Source organism: Actinomadura livida (assembly GCF_014648675.1).
GTDB lineage: Bacteria > Actinomycetota > Actinomycetes > Streptosporangiales > Streptosporangiaceae > Spirillospora > Spirillospora livida.
On sequence record NZ_BMRO01000003.1, the window covers coordinates 228,979 to 248,454 of the forward strand.

Annotated in this window: 20 protein-coding genes and 1 tRNA gene; 3 read left to right on the forward strand and 18 right to left on the reverse strand. The window is 73.5% G+C overall.

Annotation, left to right across the window (positions count from 1 at the left end; all coding sequences use genetic code 11):
• From IEZ03_RS07720 to IEZ03_RS07730, 3 genes are all read right to left on the reverse strand, one after another.
• A partial coding sequence (locus IEZ03_RS07720) for an ABC transporter ATP-binding protein (RefSeq protein WP_229808115.1) occupies nt 1-756 on the reverse strand: 756 nt, incomplete at its 3' end.
• Complete coding sequence (locus IEZ03_RS07725) at nt 756-1,832, reverse strand: FecCD family ABC transporter permease (protein ID WP_184886598.1); 1,077 nt, start codon at nt 1,830-1,832, stop codon at nt 756-758. The genes IEZ03_RS07725 and IEZ03_RS07720, both read right to left, overlap by 1 nt.
• Nucleotides 1,829-2,881 (reverse strand): FecCD family ABC transporter permease, encoded by a 1,053-nt coding sequence (locus IEZ03_RS07730; RefSeq protein WP_184886600.1) that lies wholly within the window; start codon nt 2,879-2,881, stop codon nt 1,829-1,831. Before IEZ03_RS07730 ends, IEZ03_RS07725 begins: the two co-directional genes overlap by 4 nt.
• A 143-nt stretch (nt 2,882-3,024) precedes the next feature.
• Between IEZ03_RS07730 and IEZ03_RS07735 the strand changes: the two genes are divergently transcribed.
• Together IEZ03_RS07735 and IEZ03_RS07740 are read left to right on the forward strand one after the other, a co-directional pair.
• Nucleotides 3,025-4,074 (forward strand): ABC transporter substrate-binding protein, encoded by a 1,050-nt coding sequence (locus tag IEZ03_RS07735; protein WP_184886602.1) that lies wholly within the window; start codon nt 3,025-3,027, stop codon nt 4,072-4,074.
• Nucleotides 4,075-4,085: 11 nt separating this feature from the next.
• Entirely contained in the window at nt 4,086-4,973 is an 888-nt protein-coding gene (locus IEZ03_RS07740; protein ID WP_184886604.1) for a siderophore-interacting protein, read from the forward strand.
• Nucleotides 4,974-4,976: 3 nt separating this feature from the next.
• On the opposite strand, the gene mnhG is transcribed toward IEZ03_RS07740, so the two are convergent.
• The 7 genes from mnhG to IEZ03_RS07775 all read right to left on the reverse strand — a co-directional run bounded on the left by mnhG (nt 4,977) and on the right by IEZ03_RS07775 (nt 11,433).
• Nucleotides 4,977-5,354 carry a monovalent cation/H(+) antiporter subunit G gene (mnhG, locus tag IEZ03_RS07745; RefSeq protein ID WP_184886606.1) on the reverse strand — a complete coding sequence of 126 codons (378 nt, stop codon included), beginning with the start codon at nt 5,352-5,354 and terminating at the stop codon, nt 4,977-4,979.
• Nucleotides 5,351-5,617 (reverse strand): MrpF/PhaF family protein, encoded by a 267-nt coding sequence (locus IEZ03_RS07750; RefSeq protein ID WP_184886608.1) that lies wholly within the window; start codon nt 5,615-5,617, stop codon nt 5,351-5,353. Before IEZ03_RS07750 ends, mnhG begins: the two co-directional genes overlap by 4 nt.
• Complete coding sequence (locus IEZ03_RS07755; protein WP_184886610.1) at nt 5,614-6,153, reverse strand: Na+/H+ antiporter subunit E; 540 nt, start codon at nt 6,151-6,153, stop codon at nt 5,614-5,616. The genes IEZ03_RS07750 and IEZ03_RS07755 overlap by 4 nt, the downstream gene beginning before the upstream one ends.
• The gene (locus tag IEZ03_RS07760; RefSeq protein WP_184886612.1) at nt 6,150-7,670 is read right to left on the reverse strand and encodes a Na+/H+ antiporter subunit D; all 1,521 of its coding nucleotides are present in this window, start codon (nt 7,668-7,670) and stop codon (nt 6,150-6,152) included. Before IEZ03_RS07760 ends, IEZ03_RS07755 begins: the two co-directional genes overlap by 4 nt.
• Nucleotides 7,667-8,194: a Na(+)/H(+) antiporter subunit C gene (locus IEZ03_RS07765; protein ID WP_184886614.1), complete on the reverse strand. Its 528-nt coding sequence runs from the start codon at nt 8,192-8,194 to the stop codon at nt 7,667-7,669. Before IEZ03_RS07765 ends, IEZ03_RS07760 begins: the two co-directional genes overlap by 4 nt.
• Nucleotides 8,191-11,076 (reverse strand): hydrogen gas-evolving membrane-bound hydrogenase subunit E, encoded by a 2,886-nt coding sequence (gene mbhE / locus IEZ03_RS07770; protein ID WP_184886616.1) that lies wholly within the window; start codon nt 11,074-11,076, stop codon nt 8,191-8,193. Before mbhE ends, IEZ03_RS07765 begins: the two co-directional genes overlap by 4 nt.
• Before the next feature lie 284 nt (nt 11,077-11,360).
• Nucleotides 11,361-11,433 (reverse strand) — tRNA-Asn (locus tag IEZ03_RS07775).
• Between the two features lie 143 nt (nt 11,434-11,576).
• Between IEZ03_RS07775 and IEZ03_RS07780 the strand changes: the two genes are divergently transcribed.
• On the forward strand, nt 11,577-11,843 hold the full coding sequence (locus tag IEZ03_RS07780) for a YtxH domain-containing protein (protein WP_184886618.1): 267 nt from the start codon (nt 11,577-11,579) through the stop codon (nt 11,841-11,843).
• Here the strand turns inward: IEZ03_RS07780 and IEZ03_RS07785 are convergent.
• The 8 genes from IEZ03_RS07785 to IEZ03_RS37650 form a co-directional block, all read right to left on the reverse strand.
• On the reverse strand, nt 11,840-12,334 hold the full coding sequence (locus IEZ03_RS07785) for a hypothetical protein (protein WP_184886620.1): 495 nt from the start codon (nt 12,332-12,334) through the stop codon (nt 11,840-11,842). The two genes, IEZ03_RS07780 and IEZ03_RS07785, sit on opposite strands and share 4 nt — an antisense overlap.
• Before the next feature lie 34 nt (nt 12,335-12,368).
• Nucleotides 12,369-13,688 (reverse strand): MGH1-like glycoside hydrolase domain-containing protein, encoded by a 1,320-nt coding sequence (locus tag IEZ03_RS07790; protein ID WP_184886622.1) that lies wholly within the window; start codon nt 13,686-13,688, stop codon nt 12,369-12,371.
• A gap of 131 nt (nt 13,689-13,819) precedes the next feature.
• The gene (locus IEZ03_RS07795) at nt 13,820-14,626 is read right to left on the reverse strand and encodes an HAD family hydrolase (RefSeq protein WP_184886624.1); all 807 of its coding nucleotides are present in this window, start codon (nt 14,624-14,626) and stop codon (nt 13,820-13,822) included.
• The gene (locus IEZ03_RS07800) at nt 14,623-15,789 is read right to left on the reverse strand and encodes a cysteine protease StiP family protein (RefSeq protein WP_229808116.1); all 1,167 of its coding nucleotides are present in this window, start codon (nt 15,787-15,789) and stop codon (nt 14,623-14,625) included. The genes IEZ03_RS07795 and IEZ03_RS07800 overlap by 4 nt, the downstream gene beginning before the upstream one ends.
• A complete protein-coding gene (locus IEZ03_RS07805) occupies nt 15,786-17,129 on the reverse strand; it encodes a phosphoribosyltransferase family protein (protein ID WP_229808117.1) in 1,344 nt (447 codons plus the stop codon). The genes IEZ03_RS07800 and IEZ03_RS07805 overlap by 4 nt, the downstream gene beginning before the upstream one ends.
• 32 nt (nt 17,130-17,161) lie before the next feature.
• Nucleotides 17,162-18,346, reverse strand: coding sequence for an HpcH/HpaI aldolase/citrate lyase family protein (locus tag IEZ03_RS07810; protein WP_184886627.1), 1,185 nt, complete (start codon nt 18,344-18,346; stop codon nt 17,162-17,164).
• A 66-nt stretch (nt 18,347-18,412) separates the two neighbouring features.
• Nucleotides 18,413-18,991 carry a TerD family protein gene (locus IEZ03_RS07815; RefSeq protein ID WP_184886629.1) on the reverse strand — a complete coding sequence of 193 codons (579 nt, stop codon included), beginning with the start codon at nt 18,989-18,991 and terminating at the stop codon, nt 18,413-18,415.
• Between the two features lie 51 nt (nt 18,992-19,042).
• Nucleotides 19,043-19,476: DUF475 domain-containing protein (locus tag IEZ03_RS37650; RefSeq protein WP_229808118.1), on the reverse strand; the 434-nt coding region annotated here is incomplete at its 5' end.

The following is a 19,476-nucleotide window of genomic DNA, read 5'->3' on the forward strand; positions in this document are numbered from 1 at the left end:
GATCACCCGGCACGGCAGCCGGAAGACCTCCTCGACCAGCTCCGCCGTGACCACCGTGGACGGGTCGCCCTCCGCCACGATCCGGCCGTCCCGCATGGCGAGCAGGTGGGTCGCGTACCGGGCGGCGTGGTTGAGGTCGTGCAGGACGGCGACGACCGTCCGGCCCTCCTCGTGGAGCCGGGCGCACAGGTCGAGGACCTCGATCTGGTGGGCGATGTCGAGGTAGGTCGTCGGCTCGTCCAGCAGCAGCAGCTGGGTCTGCTGGGCCAGCGCCATCGCGATCCACACGCGCTGCCGCTGCCCGCCCGACAGCTCGTCCACGTGCCGGTCGGCGAGGTCGGCGACCCCGGTCGCGGCCAGCGACTCGGCGACGACCCGCTCGTCCTCCCGCGACCACTGCCGCAGCAGGCTCTGGTGCGGGTACCGGCCGCGCGAGACCAGGTCGGCGACCGTGATGCCGTCGGGCGCGATCGAGGACTGCGGCAGCAGGCCCAGGGTCCGGGCCAGCTTCTTGGCGGGCCAGGCCGCGATCGGCTCCCCGTCCAGCACGACGGTGCCCGCGGACGGCTTGAGGATCCGGGCCAGCGCCCGCAGCAGCGTCGACTTGCCGCACGCGTTCGGGCCCACGATCACCGTGAAGGAGCCGTCCGGGACGGCGACGTCCAGGCCCTCGGCGACGGTCCGCCCGTCATAGCCGAGCGTGAGCCCCTCTCCGGTCAGCCGTGCACCTGTCGGCGACATCTTCGCGTCAGTCATCAGATCCGTCCCGTCTTGCGTTCGGTCACGAGGAGCCAGACCAGGTATCCGCCGCCGAGGAGCCCGGTCACCACGCCGACCGGGAGCTGGTGCCCGGGGAAGGCGCGCTGCGCCGTCCAGTCGGCGGCCACCAGCAGCGCCGCGCCCATGCACATCGCGGGCAGCAGGTTGGGGCCGGTGGTGCGGGTCAGCCGGCGGGCGAGCTGCGGCGCGGTCAGCGCGACGAACGACACCGGCCCGGCCGCGGCCGCGGCGAACGAGGTGAGCAGCACCGCCGCCGTCAGCATCAGCAGCCGCACCCGCTCGATGGGGACGCCGAGCCCGTGCGCGGCGTCGTCGCCCATCTCCAGCATCCGCAGCGCGCGGCCGCAGCCGACGAGGACGAGCGGGCCGAGGACGGCGAGCCCGGCGAGGACCGGCGCGGCGTCCGCCCAGTCGCGGCCGTCGAGGCTGCCGGTCAGCCACAGGACGGCGCGGGCGGCGTCGACGATGTTGGCCTGGGTGAGCAGGTAGCCGTTCACGCCGGTGAGGATCGCGGCGATCCCGATGCCGACGAGGATGAGCCGCTGGCCGTGCGCGCCCCGCCGGCCCGCCACCGCGTACACGAGCAGCCCGGTCGCCAGCCCGCCGGCCGCCGCGCCCCCCGCGACGGCGACGCTGCCGCCGCCGGTCAGCACGATCACGGCGAGGACGCCGGCCGACGCGCCCTGGGTGAAGCCGAGGATGTCGGGGCTGCCGAGGGGGTTGCGCACCAGCGACTGGAAGATCGCCCCGGCCAGGCCGAGCGCAGCGCCCACCGCGAGCCCGGCCACCGTGCGCGGCAGCCTGATCTGGTTCACGATGAGCGTGTCGGCGGGCGCGCCCCGCCCGGCGAGGGTCCGCACGACGTCGGCGGGGCTCATCGGGAAGTCGCCCGTGCCGATCAGGAGCACGCCCATGCCGAGCGCCACGGCCAGGCACGCGGCGGCGACGGCGACGGCGCGCGGGCGGAAGCGGAGCGAGAGCCCGGCGGGCGCCCGCACGACGGCGAAGTGCGGGCCGCGGCTCCGGAGGCGCCCCTTCCCGGTTCCGATCATGAGGCGAGCCCCCTGCGGCGGGGGCGGCGGACGAAGTAGAGGAACACCGGCCCGCCCGCCACGACCATCACGATCCCGACCTGGAGCTCGGCGGGGCGCACGACGACGCGCCCGATGACGTCGGCCGCCAGCATCAGCGCCGGCGACAGGACCGCGCAGTACGGGAACAGCCACCGCAGGTCCGGCCCGGTCAGCGCGCGGACGAGGTGCGGCACCATCAGCCCGACGAAGATGATCGGCCCGCACGCCGCGGTCGCCGCCCCGCACAGCAGCGTGACCGTGAGGATCGCGGCGACGCGCGCCCGCCCGGGGTCGGCGCCGAGCGCGCGGGCGGCGTCCTCGCCCATCGCCATCGCGTTCAGCGGGCGGGCCAGCAGCAGCGCCACCACCAGCCCGGCGGCGACGAACGGGGCGACGCGCCCGATCGTGTCGTACTGCGCGGAGGCGAGCGAGCCGACCGTCCAGAAGCGCATCCGGTCGAGGGACGCGGTGTCGAGCAGCTGCACCGCGTTCACGTACGAGTACAGCGCGGCGTTCAGCGCGGCCCCGGCGAGGACCAGCCGGGCGGGCGTGGCGGCGCGGCCGCCGCCGACCGCGTAGAGCAGCACGGCGACGGCTCCCGCGCCGGCGAACGCGAACCACACGAACCCGGTGAACGAGGTGATGCCGAGGAAGGAGATCGCCGAGACGACGGCGGCCGCGGCGCCGGCGTTGATGCCGAGCAGCCCCGGGTCGGCGAGCGGGTTGCGGGTGAGCGCCTGCATCACCGCGCCGGCGAGGCCGAGCGCCAGGCCCGCGAGGAGGCCGAGCACGGTCCGCGGCAGGCGCATGTCGTGGACGATCGTGTACGCGGGCGAGCCGGCGTGGAACAGGCCGTTCCATGCCTCGCCGAGGGAGAGCGGCTTCGCGCCGACGGCGAGGCTGAGCAGCACGGCCGCGATCAGGAACAGCAGCGCGCCGGCGAGCCCGGCCGCCCGCCTGCCGCCCGGCGAGCGCTCGGCGGGCGCGCTGCCGGACGCCGTGACCGGCGGGGATTTGGTCGACAACACCTGGCGGGGCTCCGGGGGGACGGGCCGGGGGACCGGGTGATCGATCCCACCTTGTGGACAACTACTTAGGTTAGGTTAACCTAAGCGCTGATCAAAGGCCCGCATTAGGGGCCAGAGTACGCGAATATTGGAGAACGCCCGAAATGTCGAACACCGGCGCCCTGCACCGCACGACCGCCGCCCTCACCCGGCGGGGCTTCCTCGGCGCGGGCGGCGCCGTCGCCCTCGGCGCGCTGATCAGCGCGTGCGGCGGGGACGGCGGGGACGGCGGCGGCACGGCCGCCTCCTCCGGCGGCGGCGCCTGGTCGTTCACCGACGACCGCGGCGAGAAGATCGACCTGAAGGCGCGGCCCCAGCGCGTCGTCGGCTACGTCGCGGCCGCCGCGGCGCTGTACGACTTCGGCGTCGACCAGCAGCTCGTCGGGGTGTTCGGCCCGACGACGCTCAAGGACGGCAGCCCCGACCCGCAGGCCGGGGAGCTGCCCGTCGACCGGCTGGAGATCATCGGCAACGCCTTCGGCGAGTTCAACATCGAGAAGTACGCCGCGCTGCGTCCCGAGCTGCTGGTCAGCAACATGTTCCTGGAGGACGAGCTGTTCTACGTCCCGCCGGAGAGCAAGGACAAGATCTACGCGCTGGCGCCCAGCGCCGCGATCGCCGCCGGCGCGGTGCCGCTGCCGAAGCCGATCGAGCGGACGGCCGCGCTGGCCGCCGCGCTCGGCGCGGACGTCAAGGCCGCCAAGGTCACCGCCGCCAAGGAGCGGTTCGAGAAGGCGGCCGAGGAGGTGCGCGCGGCGGCCGAGGCCGGCGGCGGGCTGAAGGTGCTGGCCGCGTCCGCGAGCCCCGACCTGTTCTACGCCTCCAGCCCGGACAAGAACACCGACCTGATCTACCTCAAGGAGCTCGGCGTCGACCTCGTCGTCCCGGACAAGCTCGACCAGAACGGCTACTTCGAGAACCTCAGCTGGGAGAACGCCGGCAAGTACAAGGCCGACGTCATCCTGCTCGACTCCCGCACCCAGGCGCTCCAGCCGAAGGACCTCGGCGACAAGCCGACCTGGAAGGACCTGCCCGCGGTGAAGGCCGGCCAGGTCGTCGCGTGGCAGCCCGAGCCCCGCTTCTCCTACGCGGGCTGCGCACCGATCCTCGAAGCCTTCGCCGAGGCCCTGCGCTCCGCGAAGAAGACCGGCTGAAAGGCGGCGTCATGCCGGAAACGACCACGAAGACGAGCAGGCGGCCCGCTCCCGCGAGGCCCGCGCACCCCTTCGCCTTCTTCGAGCTGCACGTCCTGCGGTCCGAGCGGCTCGGCCCGAGCATGGTCCGGATCACGCTCGGCGGGGCGGTCCTGGACGGCTCCGCCGAGCCGGGGTTCGGCACGGGCGGGCGCGACCAGCGCTTCAAGATCTTCTTCCCGCACCCGCACCAGGACGTCCCGGTGATGCCGGACAACAGCGACGGCGACACGTGGTTCGCGGACTGGCGGGCCCTGGACCCGGCCGAACGCGGCATCATGCGCTCCTACACCGTCCGCGACCTGCGGCCCGGCGAGCTGGACGTCGACTTCGCCCTGCACGAGGAGGACGGCTCGTCCGGCCCGGCGGCCCGCTGGGCGGCGAACGCCCGCCCCGGCGACCGCCTCACCGTCCTCGGCCCGACCGGCCCCGACAACGGCGGCTTCGACTTCCGCCCGCCGCCCGGCGCCCCGGTGCTGATGGCGGGCGACCTGACCGCGCTGCCCGCGATCGCCGGGAACCTCGCCTGGCTTCCCGCCGGCACGCCCGCCCGGGTCTTTATCGAGGTCCCGGACCCCGGCGACCGGCAGGACCTCCCCACCGCCGCCGACGCGGACGTCACGTGGGTCTCCCCCGGCGGCCTGCTCGACGCCGTCCGCGCCGCCGGACTACCGGACGGCGCCTACGCCTGGCTCGCGGGCGAGTCCTCCGCCGTCAAGGCGCTGCGCCGCCACCTGGTCCGCAAGCGCGGCCTGGACCGCCGCGCCGTCACCTTCACCGGCTACTGGCGCCGCGGCGCCAGCGAGGAAGACCTGCTGGCCGAGGTCGTCGCCGGCAAGAGCCCCGCCACCGAGGAGTGATCACTACTCCGGGCGGTGCTCCCCGCTCCGGTTCGCGAACCACGGGCCGTCCTCCCCCTCCCGGCGGCTCTCGTCGACGGTCAGGGTGGCGTGGTCGACGACGCCGGCGCGGTAGGCGGCGCCGGCGACCGTCTGGGCGGTGACCGGCGCGGTGAGCAGTTGGAAGAAGCCGACCAGGAGCAGCGGGGCGGCGGCGGAGACCGTACCGGCCTGCGGCGCGACCCCGCCGAGGATCAGCAGCAGCCCGATCGTCTGCGGCTTCGTCGCCGCGTGCAGCCGGGAGTGCAGGTCGGGGAAGCGCAGGGCGCCCAGGGCGCCGAGGGCGGAGAACGCGGCGCCCACCGGCAGCAGGACGGCGGTGATGACGTCGCCGACGCTCATGTGCGCTCCCCCCGGGACCCCGCCAGGCGCGCCGCGCTGACCGAGCCGACGAAGCCCAGCATCGCCACGACCAGCAGGAGCGGGGCGTACGCGGGCTCGCCGTAGAAGGCCGAGTGCACCGCGATGCCGCTGACCAGCAGGACCGCCATGACGTCCAGCGACATGATGCGGTCGAAGCTGGAGGGGCCGCGGACCAGCCGCGCGGTCGTCATCAGGAACGCGGCGCCCAGCAGCACCATGGTCACGATGTAGACGGTGTTCATCGGTCGTCCTCCTCGGGAGGGGCGTCTTCCCAGGTCACGAACGCGCGCATCAGCCGCTCCTCCGTCGTCGCCACGCCCGCCCGCCTGGAATCCGCCTCCGCCCGGCTGCGGACCGGCATGGCGTGGATGCGCAGGACGGTCCGGTCCGGGTCCAGGTCGATGAGGATCGTCCCGGGACGGAGGGAGATGCTCGTCGTGACCCCCAGCAGGATGAGCTCCGAGCGGGACCGCATGTCCACGTCGATGATGCCGCTGCGCACCTGTCTCGGCCGGTACAGCGCGTGCCAGCCGATGACCACGCTGGACACCAGCAGGTCCCAGGCGAACTCGGCGATGACCGCCGCGACGCGCAGCGGGCGTATCCGCCGGACCAGCGGCACGGCGGGCAGCCGGCTCGCCGCGTACGCGCCCGCGACGACGACGGCGCCGCCGGCGACGGTGAGCGCGTCGATCCGTCCCCACAGCAGCAGCCAGATGCCGAGCAGCCACACGCCCATGAGCACGCGGGAGGCGGCGCGGCGGGCGTTGCGGTTCACGGCGCCCCTCCCTGCGTCACGGCGTTCCGGTACGCCGTCGGGTCCAGCAGGTCGGCGGCGGCCATGCTGCTCCACGACGACAGCGGCCCGGCGAACACGGCGATGAGCAGGCCGCCGACGACGAGGACGGCCGTCACCGTCCCCATGAGCCGCGTGCTCGCCCGGGTGTAGGAGGCGGCCGCGGGCGGTTCGCCGGCCTCCTCCGGCCGGGGGCGCCAGAACCCGAGCGTCCAGATCCGGGACATCGCCATCAGGGTGAGCAGGCTGGCCAGCACCGCGACGCCGGTGACGACGAAGGCGATCACGCGGTCCTCGCCGAGGCCCGCCTGGAACAGCGCGAGCTTGGCGATGAACCCCGAGGACGGCGGCATCCCGCTCACGCTCATGGCGGGGATGAAGAACAGCACCGCGATGAACGACGACATCTGCGCCAGGCCGCCGAGGCGGCGCAGCGACGTCTCTCCCGTGCGCCCCTGCATCAGGTCGCTGACCAGGAACAGCGCGGCCTGCACCACGATGTGGTGGACGAGGTAGAGGATCGCGCCGGTGAGGCCGGCGATGCTGAACAGCCCCAGCCCGAACAGCATGTAGCCGATGTGGCCCACCAGGATGAAGGAGAACACCCGGTGGACGTCGTCGTGGGTCAGCGCGCCGAGGGTGCCGACGAGCATCGTCGCGGCGGCGAGCACGAGCATGATCCACGACACCTGCTCCCGGGGGAAGATGAGCGTCTCCACCCGGATGAGCGCGTAGATGGCGGCCTTCGTCAGCAGCGCGGCGAACACGGCCGTGACCCTGGTGAGGGCGGCCGGGTAGCTGTCGGGCAGCCACAGGTGCATGGGGGCGATCGCCCCCTTGATCCCGAACACCACGAGGAACAGCAGCCCGAGCGCCGTCCGGGTGCCCTCGGGCAGGTTCGCGACGTGCTCGGACAGGTCGGCGAGGTTCACCGTGCCCGCCGCGGCGTAGGTCAGGCCGATCGAGGCGAGGAACAGGATCGAGGACATGAGGCTGACCACGGTGTAGGTCATGCCGGCCTGGATCCGTTCCGCCGTCGGCGTGAGCGTCATCAGCACGTAGCTCGACGCCAGCATGATCTCGAACGCGACGAAGAGGTTGAACAGGTCGCCGGCGAGGAAGATCAGGGCGACCCCGGCGGTCAGCGTGAGGTACGCGGGGTAGAACACGCCCGGCTCGGTCTCGCTGGTCCCGCCGGCGCCCTCCGCCACGGCGTGCAGCATGATCGCGAGCAGCACGCCGATGGACACCACGAGCAGCAGCGCCGACAGCCGGTCCGCGACGAGAGTGATGCCGAGCGGCGCGGCCCAGCCGCCCATCTGGACGGCGATCACGCCGTCCCGGGACACGGCCGCCATCAGCCCGCAGGCGGCGGCGAGCGACGCCGCGACGGCCAGCGGGGCGAGCACGCGCAGCCAGGTCGCCCGGCGGCGGCTGATCATCGTGAGCGCGGCCCCCAGGAGCAGCAGGACGAACGGCAGCGGGACGAGTACGTTCATGCGCCGCCGCCCTTCGCGCCATCGCCGTGCCCGGTGTCCCCCGGCCCGGTGTCCGCCTGCCCGGTGGTCTTCTGCTGAGTGCGCCCGGGCTCCGCGCTCTCCTGCTCGGTGTTCTCCTCCAGCGGATCGGCCTCGGCGTCGCCGCCGGCCCAGGGCTCCTGGCGGCGCTGCCCCGTGTGGACCCTGCGGTCCTCGACGTCGTCGCGCACCTCGTCCTCGCCGAGCAGGATCCGGCTGCGGAACGCCAGCGCCAGCAGGAAGGCGGTCACGCCGAACGTGATCACGATCGCGGTGAGCACCATGGCCTGCGGCAGCGGGTCTGCCATCGGCCGCTCCGACTTCCCGCCGAGCAGCGGCGGCGACCCCGCGGCGCCGCCGGCCAGCAGCAGCAGGACGTTGGCGCCGTGCCCGAGCAGCATGAAGCCGATCACGATCCGGATCAGCGACCGCTCCATGAGCAGGTTGAAGCCGGCCGCGAACAGCACGGCGACGGCCAGGACGAGGACGAGGGCGGGACCCGTCATGGTCGTGCTCCTTCCGAGGCGCCGCCGTCCGCCGGACCGCCCGCACCCGTCCCGCTCTCTTCCGGGACGTCCTCTTCGAGCACGTTCTCGTCGAGGCTCGCGCCGAGCGTCGTGAGGATCGTCAGCACCAGCCCGAGCACCAGCAGGTACACGCCGACGTCGAAGAACAGGCTGGTGGAGAGCTTGATCTCCCCGAGCACCGGCACCGTGTACAGCAGGACCTCGCTGGCCAGGAAGTCGCCGTCCGGGAACCCGCCGAAACCCCATCCGGCCGCGCCCGTGGCGACGGCCAGCCCGAGCCCGCCGCCGAGCAGCACACCGGGCCGCACCGGCATCGCGGCCGCCAGTTCGCGCCGGCCGCCCGGCAGGTAGCGCAGGACGTACGCCATGGCCGCCACGAGCCCGGCCACGAACCCGCCGCCCGGCCGGTTGTGCCCCGCGATCAGCAGGTAGACGGAGAAGACGAGGATCGCCGGGCTGAGCAGCCGCGCCGCTGCCGCCGCCGGCACCATCGGCGTGACGCCGAGCGCCGGGCGGCCGGGGCTGGCGAGCCAGCTCCGCCGCCCGCGGTCGTCCCCTTCCGGTTCGCCGGCGCGGGGCTTCCCGTCCGGCGCCCGCGGGACGCGGCGTCCGCTGAGCACCAGGCCGATGACGCCCATGGACGCCACGGCCACCACGGTGATCTCGCCGAGGGTGTCCAGCGCCCGGGTCTCGACGAGGATCATGTTGACGATGTTGTCGGCGCCCTCCTCCGCGGCGAGTTCGGCGTATCCGGGCCCGGTCGGCCGGTCGGTGCGGCTCAGCGCCGCCACCATCAGGAAGGTCGCGATGAACCCGCCGAGGCCGACGCTGATCACGCCGGTCGCGATCTTGGCGGAGCGCTTGCGCCGGCGCGGCGGGAACCGGTCCGGGAAGCGCCGCAGCACCAGCACGAGGGTGATCAGCAGGAGCGTCTCCACGACGAGGTGGGTGAGCGCGAGGTCCGGCGCGCCTTGCGCGACGAAGAGCCCGCCGATCGCGTAGCCGACCCCGCCCATCAGCAGCGCCGCCGACAGCCTGCGGCGGGTCAGCAGCGCGGCGACGCCGCAGACGATCACGACCACGCCCAGGACGGACTGCACGGGGTCGTCCCAGCCGCGCAGGACGTACCCCGCGACGTCGGGGCTGCCGTCCCCCGCCATCGCGACGACGAGGGCCGTGCCCGGCACCACCAGCACGGTCGCGCCGATCACTCCGAGGTACACCGGCAGCGACCCGACCTGCGTCCACTTCGTGACCGCGTGCGCCCCCACGAGGATCCCGCGGGCCGTCCTGTTGTAGCCGCGCTGGCCGTTCGGGACCGGCCAGCGCACCGGCGTGGCCGGGTACCTCCGGCCGGCGGCGAGGAAGAGCGCGACACCGGCCGCGATGGCGAGCGCGGACAGGGCGAGGGGCAGTTTGAGCCCGTGCCAGAGCGCGAGCTTGTAGCCATCATCCGCACCGAGTGCGTCCGCGTACGGCGCGATCATCTTCTGCAGCGGCCCGTAGAGGAAGCCCAGGACGAACCCGGCCGCGGCGGGCACCGCCAGCGGCACGGCCATCCCCCACGGGTCCGCGATCCGCACGGGGCCCTCGCCGCCGCGGAAGGCGCCGTGCATGAACCGCACACCGTAGGCCGTGGTCAGCACCGAGCCCGCGACGATGCCGGCGAGCACCACGGCGTCCCACCCGCCGTGGGCGAACGCCTCGAAGGCGGCCTCCTTGGCCAGGAAGCCGAGCAGGGGCGGCAGCCCGATCATGGACGCGACCGCCACCGCCGCGGCGACCGCCGTCACGGGCAGCCGCCGCCCCATCCCGGACAGCTCGCCTGCCCGGCGCGTCCCGGCCTCGTGCTCGACGACCCCGGCCGCCAGGAACAGCGGCGCCTTGAACAGGCCGTGCGCCAGCAGCAGCGCTGCCCCCGCCAGGGCGGCGGTGCGCGTTCCGTGCCCGAACAGGACCATCAGGAACCCGAGCTGGCTGATGGTCCCGTAGGCGAGAAGCGCTTTCAGGTCGTCCTGCCGGAGCGCGATGACCCCGCCGACGAGCAGGCTCACCAGGCCCGCGCAGACGACCGCGGGCCGCCACAGGCCGGTGTCGGCGAACGCGGGCGAGAACCGCGCCACGAGGTAGACGCCGGCCTTCACCATGGCGGCGGCGTGCAGGTAGGCGCTCACCGGGGAGGGCGCGACCATGGCCGCGGGGAGCCAGGCGTGCAGCGGCACCTGGCCGGACTTGGCGAACGCGCCGAGCAGCACCAGCACCAGTCCCGCCTCGGCCGCCGCGCCGCCCGGCGGGTCGGCGAGCAGCGCCGAGATCTGGTAGGTCCCGGCGGTCTGCCCGAGCAGCACGAACCCGGCGAGCATGAGCAGCCCGAACGCGGTGGTCGTCAGCAGCGCCTGCGTGGCGGCGCGCCGGTCCTCGGCCCGTTCGGGGCGTGTCGTGCCGATCAGGATGAAGGAGCTGAGCGTGGTCAGCTCCCAGAACACGTAGAGGACGAGCAGGTTGTCGGCGAGCACGAGGCCGGTCATCGCCCCCGCGAACGCCACGAGCGTCCCGATCATCAGGGCTTCGGAGCGTTCGAGGTACCAGCCCGCGTAGCAGAGCGCGACGGCTCCGACCCCGCCGATCAGCAGGAGCATGACGATGGAGAGCGCGTCGAGCCGGAAGTCGATGGAGAGCCCGAGGTCGGCGGCCCACGAGACCTGCTCGGTGAGCACGCCTCCACCCGCGTGGGCCACGGCCCAGATGGCCGTGACGGCCGGCAGCACCGCCGCGGCGCACGCCATGACGCGCCGGTGGCGCCCCAGGGCCCACGGCAAGAGAACGGCGACGACGGCATAGGCCAGCACCAACGTCACCATGCCGCCCGCGACCCCTCCCAAGGCAAAACCCACCGAACGCACAGCTCATCTACCCGGCCAGCGCCCGCGAAACGATTTTCAAACCACCCACAAGGTGGCAAAGATCACCAAAACCCAGAAACCCGAACAAACCCACCACAAAACAAAAAAGCCCCCGGCAGGGGGCGGGCGGGGGATGGCGGCGGCAACCAGGGGGCTCCGGGGGGATCGTCCCCCCGGGCGACATCAGGAGCGCAGCAACGGCGCAGACGAGCGAAGCCCATGAAGCAGATGAGGTCGCTCCGCTCCCGCGACTGGACTCGAACCAGTAACCTGCCGGTTAACAGCCGGCTGCTCTGCCGATTGAGCTACGCGGGATCGTACGTGCGTCCGGGGCCGTTGGGCCCCGGTGCGGCTCTAGGTTAGCGCATGTCCGGGGCTGTTCGCGCCTGCGTTATGGGTGGGCGCGGCGATGGCGGGTATAGGGGGTCACACGAATTCGCCGTCGGTGGGAGATTGACGTGAAGACTCGCATGATGTTCATGGCCGGCGCCGCGATCGGCTACGTCCTGGGGACGAAGGCCGGGCGCGAGCGCTATGAGCAGATCAAGCGGATGTCCCAGCAGGTGTCGGAGAACCCGAACGTGCAGGAGGCGGCCGGCAAGATCCGCGCGAAGGGCGAGGACCTGGCGGGCAAGGCCGGGCAGATGCGGGACCGGGTGCCGCAGCAGGTGCCGGGTCGCCGGAAGGCCGAAGAGGAGCACCCCCCGCAGGTCTATCCCGGTTAGAGGCCCGTCTGGCGGCGCAGCTCTTCGAGGACCTGTTCGGCCTGGGCCCGCAGGCCCGGGTCGGCGGGGTCCGTTCCCGGTTCGAAGACGAAGGTCCAGCGGACGTCGCCGCCGGTGGCGGGGCGGCGGCCGGCGATGCGGACCTTGGCGCCGCCGGGCAGCACGGCCTGGTGGCTGACGGCGATCGTCGCGGTGACGCGTTCCCGGACGGTCTCGGGGACGGATCCCGGGTCGGTGAGCCTGATGTCGTGTGCGGCACCGGCGGATGTCTCCTGGACGTGGAGCCATCCGTCCTTCCATGTGGCGTGGTCGACGCGTTCCCAGGGGATGCGCGCGTATCCGCCGGAGGTGGTGGGGATGTGCAGTGCCGTGGTGGTGGCGGTGACGTGGGAACCGCCGCGGGTGGGTGCGGCGGCGAGGACGCGTTCTCCCCGTTCGAGTGCGAGGGCGTCGCGGACCGCGGACGGCAGGGGACCCCGGCGTAGGCGCATGCCCCCACGGTAGGCGATCGGGCGGGCTGGGCGATCAGGCGGCCTGCGGTGCCCGGCGGGCGCCGAGGAGGTCGAGGACGAGGGCGGCGGTCCAGGCGTAGTCGTGGCTGCCGCGCCCGGTGCCGTCGAACGGGTCGAAGAACTCGCGGAAGCCGGACTGGCGGACGAGCCGCATGGTGGCGCCGTAGAGCAGGTCGGCGACGACGGGGAACCCGTGGCCGAGGGCGCCGTACCAGACGAGCCAGTTGGTGCTGATCCAGGTGGGGCCGCGCCAGTAGCCGCCGCGGTCGAAGGCGGGGGCCTGGATGTCGCAGGTGGGGACGGGGTATCCGGCGGCGCCGGCGAACCGGGCGGACAGCAGCAGGTCGACGAGGTTGCGGGCGACGGGGGCGGGCAGTTCGGGGTCGAGGAGCGGGCCGAACGCGCCGACGGTGACGACGGGCAGCAGCCGGTCGTCGCGCAGGTCCCGGGCGCGGAAGCAGCCGGTCTCGGCGTCCCAGAGCCGGTCGAGGAGGGCCTGGTGGATGCGCTGGGCGCGTTCGCGGTGTGGGACGGGGTCGGCGCCGACGATCTCGGAGATCTCCGCGAGGGCGTGCGCGGAGGCGAGGTAGGTGGCGTTGACGAGGGGGTCCTCGACGGCGAACGGGTGGGCGTCGCGGAGGTAGCCGGGCCGGTATCCGGCGTCGCGGACGAGGGCGGCGAGCCAGACGTAGCGGTCGTAGTCCTCGCCGGTGGGGAGGGTGTGGGCGCGCTGGGCGGGCGCGTAGGCGGTGGGCGGGAGCCGGAGGGCGCCGAGGGGCCGGTCCCAGGCGGGGCTGTTGTCGAGGCCCGATTCCCACGGGTGGCAGATGGCGATGAGCCCGCTGGAGTCGAGGTCGCGAGCGCGGGCGAGGTAGCGGTGCTGCGCGGTGAGCATCGGGTGCAGCCGCGCGAGGAAGGCCCTGCTGCTCTCCAGGTCGGCGGCGCATTCGTGGAGGCGCAGCGCGGTGAGGGCGTGCAGCGGCGGCTGGGTGAGGCCGGAGGTGTGCACGCCGTGCGGCGCGTCGCGGTGCCGTTCGCTGCGCCACAGCTCGGGGCCGGGGAAGTAGGCGTGCCGGGCGAGGCTGGTGTCGAAGACGATGTGCGGGAGCATCCCGTCGGCCCATTGGCCGCGGAACAGGGAGAGCAGTTCGGCTTCGGCGCGGTCGCGCCGGTGGCGGGCGAGGCCCATGCTGATGAACGCGGAGTCCCAGCTCCACTGGTGCGGGTAGAGGCCGGGGGACGCCGCCGTGGCGGTCCCGGTCCAGTTCGCGTCGAGAACCCTGGCCGCGGCCTTCCAGAGCGCGGTCTCGTCGCCGGTCAGACGGGAGGTCATGTGGTCAGGGCGTCCTCCTGCTGAGTGCGAGGGGTTACTGGTGATTGTGACCTCAGATCGCGGCCGCTGCGACCCCCCGGGGTGCGTAAGTTGTCAACGGCGCCCCCGGCGGGGGTGATTTCCGTGGTTGCCTACGGGGCGGTCGCGCGTTCCAGCAGCCATGCGGCGATCTCCTGGCCCGCGGTGATGCCCCGCGCGGCGGTGACGGCCGTGGCCGGGGACGTCCAGCCGGTGTCGTGGAGTTCGCCGTGGGCGGGCCGGATGGACAGGTCGGCGGCTTCGAGGAGTTCGATGTCGAGGAGCGAGTCTCCGGCGGCCAGCATCGTGGGCGCGCCCGCCCGGCGGGCGACCTCCGCCGCGGCGGCGGCCTTGGTCAGGCCAGTGGGCAGGCAGTACACCTTGCGGCCTTGGAGGGACGTCCGCCAGCCGCGTTCGGCGCACCATCCGGTGAGGTCCTCGACCCACCCTGCGGGGAGTGCGGCCCGGTCCACGACCGTGTAGGCGAACAGGTCGGACGCGCTGCGCCGCTTGAGGACGAACTCGCCGCTGATCCGGACGAGGTGCTCCTGGACGTCGGCGAGGGGCGCGCACCCGTCGGCGACCCGTGCCCGGACGGACGCCGCCCATTCGGGGTCGTCCTCGCCGTCCACGAGGAGGTGGCCGCCGTTCGCGGTGATGGCGTACCCGGCGGGCTTCTCCAGCAGGTTGACGCGCCGGTACTGCTCGGGGGTGCGGGTCGTGGTCGGGACGAACGTCGCGGCCGTCGCGAGGGTCTCCAGCGTGCGGGCGGCGGTCTCGGTCATGTAGGAGAGCGGCGCGCCCTGGTAGAACTCCACGCAGAGGAGGCGCGGCATCGTCTCGTCCGGCCCGTCCAGCGCGAACGCCGCGGCGGAGTAGATGAGCGTGCGGTCGAGGTCGGAGCACACCAGGACGGTCACTGGACGGCTCCCTTGCCGAACCGGGGGTGGATGAGGCCCATGCAGGCGTAGGGGAACCGGCCGGGCTCGACCTCGACGACGGGCACCCCGCGCTCACCGGCGAGCAGCCTGATGTGCGTGACCTCGGGTCCCGCGTCGGCCCGCACGAGCACCTTCCACGGGACGCGGCGCAGCAGCACCCGGGTGGTCTCGCCGATGCCCGGCTTGACGAGGTTCAGGTCGTCGATGCCCTCGGCGCCGGCGCAGCGGCGGACGGCCTCCCACCCGGACCAGTCGGGGGCGCGGTCGGCGGCGCGGTGCTCCGGCAGGTCCTTCGCGACCCGCTCGGCGACGTCGCCGAAGCGCGCGCACACCGCGTCGAGGAACACGGCGGACACGTCGTCGCCGGCGAGATCGGCGTAGAACTTGGCGCCGTGGAAGTCGCCGGGGCCGATCAGGTCCGCGTTCAGGACGGTCCGGCTCACCAGCCCCGAGACGGTCGAGTTGAGGCACGCGGACGGGATGAGGAAGTCGTCCCGCGTCCCGAACAGCGGCGTGCACCGCCCCGGGTCGGCGAGCACCGCGAGGTCGGCGGGGAACGGATGCGAGGCGAGTGCGGCGGTCAGCTCCCGCGTGATCGCGCCCTTTCCGGTCCAGCCGTCCACGAACATCACCGACGCCGGGTCGTGCCGCTCGGCGAGGTAGCGCAGGGCCGCCGTGTCGATGCCGCGCGCCCGGACGATGCTGACCGCGTAGTGCGGCAGGTCGAGGCCGTGCGCGAACCGCGCCCAGCGGCGCATGAGGACGCCGACCGGCGTCCCGGCGCGGGCCAGCGACACGAGCACCGCCCGCGGGCCGCGCTCGGCGAGGACCAGCTCGGTGACCAGGCCGGTCGCGTACGCGATCCGCTCGGCCGACGCCTCCAGTGCCCGGTGGAACAGGCGCAGGTACTCGGGGCCGGGCTGGTACTCCACCGGCAGGGACTCGGCGTAGTGCGCCCGTCCCGCCTGGATCGCGGCCTCGCGCTCCTCGGTGGGCGCTTCGAGCCGCGCATGGGAGAGGTCCTTGAGCAGCCACGCGACGTCCTCGGCCGCGTAGCTGCCGAACAGGGGGCCGTGGAGCGGAGCTCGTCCGTTGGATGGCGGTGGGCGGGGGCTGGAGGACGGGCCGTACAGCGGTTTCACCTGCCCCTCCAGGCGGGGACCGGCGCGACCAGCACGGGCGCGAGCGCGCGGAGCCGCGCCACGAGCCCGCCCGCGAGCGCCGGGGTGTCGCCGGCGTCGTCCACCACGAACACGATGCGGTCGAAGCCGTCGTGCCCGGAAGCAGGGGCGACGTTGTAGGCGTATCGCTCCCCCGGGCCGTCGGCGGGGTCGTCGTGGGCGTCGAAGGCCAGGCGCGTCCGGATCGCGTAGCCGGGGTCGTCCACGGCGAGCACTGGTGAGCGCGTGGTCGTCGAGTACCGGACGTCCACGCTTGGCAAGGTGTCCGCGAGCGCCTCGGCCAGCCTCAGCGGCGTGTACATCAGCTCCTCGAACCCCAGGACGAGAACACGCGAGGCGTCGTCGCCGAGCGCGGCCGCCAAGGCTTCGGCCATCCTCCCCAAGTCCTTCTCCAGGCGGGAGCGGTGGACGGGCAGGAAGCCGTGCCGTCCCCCGTCCGGCAGCCCGGACGGCCACTCCAAGTCGAGCCGGGACACTGGGAACGTCTCCGCCGCGCCCTCCGGGAGCGCTGCACGCGCCGTCAGGTCGGCGACGAGCGCCTTGCCCGACTCCAGGATGCCGTCCGGAAGGCCGACGTGCCCCTGGGCGAGGGACACCGCCTCGATGCGGGTGCCCAGCCGTTCGGCGAGTTCGTCCATCCGGGCCCGGTCGTCAGTGCCGCGCAGGTCGACAAGGGCCGCGAGGACGTAATGGCCTCTGGGCCGGACGGCGTGCAGCGCCTCGATGGTGTTCAGCACCGTCCGGCCTGTGGAGAGCTCGTCGTCCACCAGCACGGCGGGCACGTCACGGTCGAGCGCGGCGGGGTCGGCGGGCAGGAGCAGGTGGCTCGTCGCGTGGCTGTGCTCCTCCTCGAACCCGCCGTAGGTGGCGAACCCCGGCACGGGACGGCGCGTGGAGTGCAGGTAGTAGGCGCCTCCCAGAGCGTCCGCAACGGAATGCCCTAGAGCCGTCGCCGTCTCCGCGTAGCCGAGGACGACGGCGTCCACAGGAATCTGGGGGGCTCGCATGAGGTCGCGCAACCCGGCAGCCGCCCCTGGGACGCCCCACAAGGCGTCCGCCACATGGGCTCCAGGACGGGGAGGCTCCTCACCTCGGAGCCGCGCGCGCACAAGCTCACCCAGCAAGAGCCCCGACCCGTACACCAGCCGCGGATCGGTCGGGACGTGCTTGCCCAGCACCGCCGAGACCAGCAGGTGCGCCCGGCGGGGATTGCGCCGCACGGCGAGGCCGACGAGGTCCGCGAGCCCGACGCCCACCGGACGCGGCCCGTCCGCGAGCCGCACCCCGAGGCGCGCCGACACCCAGGAACCCGGCCACCCGGGCGGGAGGGCCGTCACCGGGGGCCCGCCGCTTCCAGCAGCTCGACGAACGTGACGCCCTCCGCCGCCACCCCGAACACCCGGGCGCGCAGCATCAGCCGCTGCGCCCACGCGCGGTGCGGCTTGGCCTCGTTCATCTTGTTGGCGTACGAGCTGGCCATCGCCCCTCCCCCGGCGACGCCGAGGATGTCGGCCGCGTCGCAGTACTCCTCGTGCGTCACCACCGACAGGGCGTGCACGGCCGCCACGTGGCTCGGATGGATGACGGTCTTGCCGATGAGGCCGTTCGCCTTGTCCAGGTGCACCTCGCGGATCAGCCCGTCCAGGTCCGACGTGATCAGCCGCTGCCGCAGCGGCGCCGCGCGCTGCGCGTCGAACGGCGACTGCCGCAGCTGCGGCTTGAACATCCGCTCGCCCGCCGAGAAGTACTCCCACACCGGCCCGGTCACCACGTAGCCGGTGCCGTCCGCGCGGCCGAGGACGTTGACCACGTCGCAGATCACGCCCGCGACGGGCTGGATGTCGTAGATCGTGAGGTCCGGGGGGCGGCGCAGCCCGTACGCGGCGGACATGTCCGTCGCGCCGATCCGGACGGCGAGGATCCGCGGCCGGTGCTTGGCCAGCAGCCGCGCCACCTCGTGCAGCATCTCCGGCCGGGACTCGGCGTACACCGCCGCCGGGCTCTCGATCACCGGCATCGCCAGCAGCCGCAGCCCGGTGCGCTCCACGGCCTCCTCCAGCGCGTCCAGGAACGCTCCACCGCCGGCTGCCGTGAACTTCGGCAGCACGAAGCCGGAGACCAGCGCGGCGGCGTGCCCGAGCCGGCCGATCAGGTCGCCGATCTGCCGGGGGTCGCGGACGCGGACGAACAGCAGCGGGACGTCCGCGGCGCCGCTCACCCCGCTCCCGGGGCGGGCGGCGCCGTGCAGCGAGCGCAGCTGCGCCACGAGGTTCGCCTCGGCGGGCTCGACCTCGTCGTCGCCGATCGCGTCCTCCAGGCACAGCACCATGCTCATGACGCCGCGGCGCGCCGCGCGCAGCACGTCGTCGGCGAGCGCCGGCCGCGTGGCGGGGCTGTACAGCGTCGCGCCCAGCGCCACCGCCAGCACGGCCGGGTCGTCGTGCCGGTCGAACGGCCGCGGATGCCGGTAGAACAGGTGCTTGCGACGCGCGGCGTCGATGTGGTCGAAATGCCGCATGGGCCGCCCCGTCAGACGCGCCGGATCATCGGAGCGGGCACCGGGACGCCGGGCCGGGGCGCCGGATCACAGATGCGCCGACACGGCCGGCAGCAGGTGCTGGAAGGTCCGGCCGGTCGCCGTGGCGCCGATCGCCGTCATCGACCAGCCGCCGCCGTCCCGGGACACCTTCGCCATGACCTGCGCGTTGTGCTGCCCGGCCCCGCTCAGGTCGTAGCGCGCGATCTCCTGCCCGGTGGTCTCGTCGACCAGCCGGCAGAACGCGTTCTCGATCTGGCTGAAGTCCTGGCCGGTGAAGGAGTTCACCGTGAACACCAGCTGCGTGACGTTGGCCGGGACGTTCTGCAGGTCGACGTTGATGACCTCGTCGTCGCCCTCGCCCTCACCGGTCAGGTTGTCGCCGGTGTGCTGCACGGAGCCGTCCTTGCTGCGCAGCTGCCGGAACCACACCTGGTCGGCGAGGTTCCCGCTGGCGTCGAACAGCAGGCAGGACGCGTCCAGGTCGATGCTCTGGGCCTTGCTCCTGCCGAACAGGCCCTTCTTCGCGACGGCGTCCCAGCCGAGCCCCATCTTGACCCGGGTGAGCGTGCCCCCGCCGGGTTTGGCCAGCGATACCTTCTGGCCCTTCTGCAGCGAGACGGACATCGTTCGGCTCCTTCGGTGATCGATGCTGTCGGGAGGTGCGGGAGGCGGCGGTCAGACGTTGCTGGAGTGGAGCGCCTTGCCGCCCTCACCGGACGGCGCCTCGGGCGGCTCCCGCTCCTCGCCCCGGCGGCGGATGATCGAGCTGGCGAACGCGGCGATGATCAGGCCCGCGCCGAGCCCGCCGGTGATCCACTCGGGGACGTGGTGGCCGATGCTGATCAGCATGCAGGTCGCCAGGGCGCCGATCGCCCAGTGCGCGCCGTGCTCCAGGTAGACGTACTCGTGCAGCGTGCCCTTGCGGACCAGGAACACCGTCAGCGACCGGATGTACATGGCGCCGATGCCGAGGCCCAGCGCGATGACGATCGGGTCGGTGCTGATGGCGAACGCGCCGATGACGCCGTCGAAGCTGAACGAGGCGTCCAGCACCTCCAGGTACAGGAACAGGAAGAACCCCGCCTTGCCGGTGGCGACGGCGAGCGGGG